Here is a 4,572-nt window from a genome sequence, read left to right as displayed (position 1 = left end):
GCCCGACTGGCTGCCCCACGCTGCGGGGGCTGCTGGCCCTCGCGCGGCTTCTGGGCCACGCCGCTGCTGCTGGCCCTCAACGGGCTGGTGTGGGTGGCCATGACGGCCAGTGGCGTATCGGGCACCGACCCTAGCGGCCACGACCTGGTGCGCTGGGGCTCCAACGTGAGCAGCCGCACGCTGCCCGGCCAGCCCTGGCGGCTGCTCACCAGCGTGTTCGTGCACGCCGGGGCCACGCACCTGCTGCTCAACGCCCTCAGCCTGTGGCTGCTGGGTGTATTGCTGGAGGCCCGCGTGGGCGCGGCGCGCCTGCTGGCCGTGTACCTGGCCAGCGGCGTGGCCGGCAGCCTGGCCACGCTCTGGTACCACCGCGGCGGCATCAACTCAGTGGGGGCCAGCGGAGCCATTTTCGGGCTCTACGGGCTGCTGCTGCTCTTGTTGGTCAGCAAAAAGCTGGTGCTCGACAAGTTCGACCGCCGCGCCATGCTTGGGCTGGTCCTGTACCTGGTGCTCAGTAACTTGATTGCCGGCCTGTCGGGCAACGTCGACAACGCGGCCCACCTCGGCGGCCTGCTGCTGGGGGCCCTGGTGGCCGGCCCGCTGGCCCTGGTAGGCCTGCGCCCGGTGGCCGAATAAACGGGGTACCTGCGTGGTTTGGTTGTGTGTGGGGCCCACCTGTAAGCGCTGCTCCGGGTTAATAAAAACGGCCATGCGGAATGCAGTGAAGCATCTCTCCCGCTGGCTAATTTATTCGCTTAGCCGCGTAGGAAAGATGCTTCACTGCATTCCGCACGGCCGCCGAAAGAGGGCCTTGCATCAGATGGGAAACCTCGTATTAGCCGCCTAAAAGCATTTTCTGCACCAGGGTGCCCGCCTCGGTGGTGAAGTACAGAATGTACATGCCAGTGGCCAGGTTGGGCCGCACCTGCTGCTCGGCGCCGTTGCGCAGCTCGATGCGCTGCCGGTACATGCGGCGGCCGGTGATGTCCTGCAATTCCAGCACGCCCGACTCGATGGCCGCGGGCTGGACTTTAATGAAAAAGTTGCCGTTGTTGGGCACTGGGTACACGCTCACCACGTACGGCACGGGCACAATATCCACCGCCTTGATGGGCGAATACACGGGCGGCCGGTCGCTGCGGAGCTGCTGGAGGCGGTAGTAATTCACGCCGTTGGCCGGGTTTGGGTCCAGCGCTTCGTAGCTGTGGGGCCCCGGGGCCGCGCCCGGCTGGCTCAGTAGATCGGTGAACACCACGCCGTCCGTCGATTTTTGCACGACGAAGGCCACGCTGTTTTCCTCAGCCGCGGTGGCCCAGCTCAGGTCCACCTGCTGGTTGTGGGCCACCGCCTCAAACTGCGTGAGGACCGGCCGGATGGGCCCCGTGGGCTGGGCGTAGAGCACGCCGTTGGGCACCAGCTGCTTGGGCATGTTTGGCCCGGCGTATTGCAGCACCAGGCCCTGGCTGCCGCCGTGCTCGCCGTACAGTACCTGCACGGTGTGCAGGCCGGCCGCCAGGGTGCAGCTGCCCGACGTTTCGCGGAACGGAAACGTATCGCCTTGGTTAGAAGCCACTGGCTGCGGGTTACCGTCGAGGAAGAGGTACGCCGCATCGTCCGAGCCCAGGTAAAACGTGTGGGGCCCCGCCACCGTCACGTACAGCTGCCCCTGGAAGCGGCCGCTGAACTCGTCGGGGTTGCCCGGGTTGTAGTACGAGGCCACCGGGCCCACCCCAAAGTTGTCGGTTTCGGCCTCCGCAAAGTTCAGCTGCTCCACCGCGCGGTTGCTGATGTCGGGAGCATTGGTGGTGAAAAAGCTCAGCACCCCGTAGAAGTACCCACGGTAGTAGTCCGCCGCCAGGCCCGGCGTGCCCACTGGCGGCGTAGCCGGCTGGGCCTGGGCCACCGCCGCCAGCCAAAACAGGCCAAAACAAAGAAATCCGGCGCGGGCAAGGCGCCGGCGGCCGCGCCTTAAGGCAGCGCCGGCGCTGCCCCGCGCTGTCGTCGCAAACCACGGCTTGGGAATAGATGCATTCATATAATCGGGATAGCGCGAAAGGGTAAATTTCACGCTATTTTGGAAGGATAGTTAGTGCCATCCCGTCAAGGATTAGCACCATTTTCGATAAAAAACTCATCTTGGTTTTAGGCAGATGAAAAAGAGCTTCTAAAACGTGCAGCAAGCGGTGCATTTGATAGTGATATTGTTGTAAAATAAGTCTATAAAACATAAAAATACGATTCGCACGAAACTGTATTTAAGCTATTATTTACGTAAAATGTTGTAATTAGTATAGTAAATATTAATTTATAATTATTTAGAACAAATAAAAATTATCTAATTTATATCTTTTTAAAAATAGGCTAAATACTTTGTACTTAAACACTTTTATTAAGTACTATTTAGCTACAAGTATTAAGGTGATGATAGATAGGGTAAGGGAGTTCAAATAAGGTGCCATATATTGTAAAAATGAGTTGGGTTGGGATAATTTATTTTTGTCTTTTTCCAATGCATTAATTGTTCGCTCGGCCTGCTGCCGCTGCCTTAGGCCCCGCAATCACCCGCGCCGCTTGCGCCGTAAAAGCTCCGCCGGGGCCCCTGCGAGCCACGCCCGCACCGCCGCCCGGTCCTATTGCTCACCATCTGCTCCTACCCCATGCCGCCTTTTACGCACACCGAACACCACCTGACTAGCTCGGCCATGTTACAGGACATTGTGATTGGCTTGTCCGATGGTCTGACGGTGCCTTTTGCCCTGGCCGCCGGCCTGAGTGGGGCCGTGCAGTCGTCGGGGCTCATCATCACGGCCGGGCTGGCCGAGATTGTGGCCGGCTCCATTGCCATGGGCCTGGGCGGCTACCTGGCCGGCCGCACCGAGGTAGACCACTACGCCGCCGAAGTGGCCCGCGAGCACGAGGAGGTGCGCACCGTGCCCGACGTGGAACGCCGCGAGGTGCAGGAGCTGCTGGCCGAAATGGGCCTGAGCCCCGCCACCCAGACCCTGGCCGTGCAGGAGCTAACCGCCGACCCGCAGCAGTGGGTCAAGTTCATGATGAAGTACGAGCTGGGGCTGGAGGAGCCCGACCCCAAGCAGGCCCCCAAGAGCGCCGCCACCATCGCCGGGGCCTACGCCGTGGGCGGCCTGGTGCCGCTTAGCGCATATTTTCTCACCGATACGCCCCAGGCGGGGCTGCTGTGGTCGGGCGTCATCACGCTGGTGTGCCTGCTGGTGTTTGGGTACTTCAAGAGCCGCCTCACCGGCCAGGCTCCCGTGCTGGGGGCCCTCAAAATGGCCGCCACGGGTGCGGCAGCGGCAGCGGCGGCTTTCTTCGTGGCTCGGCTGGTGAGCGGCGGCGGCCACTGAGGGGCCCCGGGCAGATTGTCTTCAGAATACCCGGCTATTCTTGAGCCGCCGCGCGGCTCATTTCCGGGCTGGGGCCCCGTTTCTATATGCGTCGTCCGTCGCTGCTGCGTTTTTTACTACGGCTGCTAAGCCGGCACCGGCAGCTGGGGCTGCTACTGGTCTTCGGCGTGGTGGTGCCCTGGGGCATCTTCCTCAAAGCCGCTTCCGAAATACAGGAGGGTGAAGGATTCCCCGGCGACCGCTCGCTGCTGCGCTGGCTGCACGCCCACGCCACCCCGGCCCTGGATGCCGTGAACCTGGCGCTGACCCGCGTGGGCGGCCCCCTGCCCATGGCCGGCCTGGCGGGGCTGATTTTCTGGTACTTGTGGCACGGCCGGCAGCACCGGCGGGCCTGGTTTTTCGGCGCGGCGCTGGGCGGGGCCATGGCCCTCAACCTAGTGGCCAAAACGGTGCTGGGCCGGGTGCGCCCCGCGCTGTGGGCGTCGCTGGCCCCGGAAACGACGCCCAGCTTCCCCAGCGGGCACGCCATGGGTTCGGCGGCGCTGGTGCTGGCCGCATGCCTGCTGCTGGCCCGCTCGCGCTGGCGCTGGCTGGCCTGGGTGCTGGGGGCCCTGTTCGTGCTTGGGGTAGGCACCTCGCGGATGTACCTGGGCGTGCACTACCCCAGCGACGTGGTGGCCGGCTGGGTGGCCTCGGTGGGCTGGGTATCGGGCGTGTATCTCTTGTTCTCGCCCTACCTGCGCCAATTGGAACGGGCGTGGGCCACGGTGCGGCGGCGGCGGCCGGTGGCAGGCCAGGGCCGGTAGCCGCTTCCCGGCCCATAACTATGGGGGCCCCGCGCTAGCCAAAACGCAGGTGTTTGCGTTTACCCTTGTGCCACCGAGCGTAGGCCGGCGGCCGGTTCACTGTTTCCCTCCCAACTCTTCCCATGCAAGCCATTCAACTCGATGCCGTGCACCAGCCCGTGGTGCTGCGCGACGTGCCCACGCCCACGCCCGGCCCCGGCGAAATCCTCGTCAAGCTCCACGCCGCCGCCCTCAACCACCGCGACGTCTGGATTCAGCAGGGCCAGTACGCCGGCATTGCGCTGCCCTGCACGCTCGGGGCGACGGCGCCGGCGAGGTGGCCGCCTGGGGACCCAATGTGCCCGCGGGGGCCCCCGCCGTGGGCAGCCGCGTGGTCATTTACCCGGGCCTGCGCTGGGGCA

Annotated in this window: 5 protein-coding genes; 4 read left to right on the top strand and 1 reads right to left on the bottom strand. The window is 64.0% G+C overall.

The features are described from left to right. Window positions 1-636, top strand: a 636-nt coding sequence (locus BEN49_RS11625) for a rhomboid family intramembrane serine protease (RefSeq protein ID WP_125916779.1), incomplete at its 5' end; no start/stop codon positions are given. Between the two features lie 199 nt (window positions 637-835). Here the strand turns inward: BEN49_RS11625 and BEN49_RS11620 are convergent. Continuing rightward, window positions 836-2,035: a T9SS type A sorting domain-containing protein gene (locus BEN49_RS11620; RefSeq protein ID WP_083326012.1), complete on the bottom strand. Its 1,200-nt coding sequence runs from the start codon at window positions 2,033-2,035 to the stop codon at window positions 836-838. A 622-nt stretch (window positions 2,036-2,657) separates the two neighbouring features. On the opposite strand from BEN49_RS11620, the gene BEN49_RS11615 reads away from it, so the two are divergent. The 3 genes from BEN49_RS11615 to BEN49_RS11605 form a co-directional block, all read left to right on the top strand. Beyond that, the gene (locus BEN49_RS11615) at window positions 2,658-3,365 is read left to right on the top strand and encodes a VIT1/CCC1 transporter family protein (protein WP_070743573.1); all 708 of its coding nucleotides are present in this window, start codon (window positions 2,658-2,660) and stop codon (window positions 3,363-3,365) included. An 86-nt stretch (window positions 3,366-3,451) separates the two neighbouring features. After that, the gene (locus BEN49_RS11610) at window positions 3,452-4,171 is read left to right on the top strand and encodes a phosphatase PAP2 family protein (RefSeq protein WP_070743570.1); all 720 of its coding nucleotides are present in this window, start codon (window positions 3,452-3,454) and stop codon (window positions 4,169-4,171) included. Window positions 4,172-4,293: 122 nt separating this feature from the next. Further along, window positions 4,294-4,572: alcohol dehydrogenase catalytic domain-containing protein (locus BEN49_RS11605; RefSeq protein ID WP_438831780.1), on the top strand; the 279-nt coding region annotated here is incomplete at its 3' end.

The organism is Hymenobacter coccineus (genome assembly GCF_001816125.1).
Taxonomy (GTDB): domain Bacteria; phylum Bacteroidota; class Bacteroidia; order Cytophagales; family Hymenobacteraceae; genus Hymenobacter; species Hymenobacter coccineus.
This window is presented reverse-complemented; position numbering and strand designations above follow the sequence as displayed.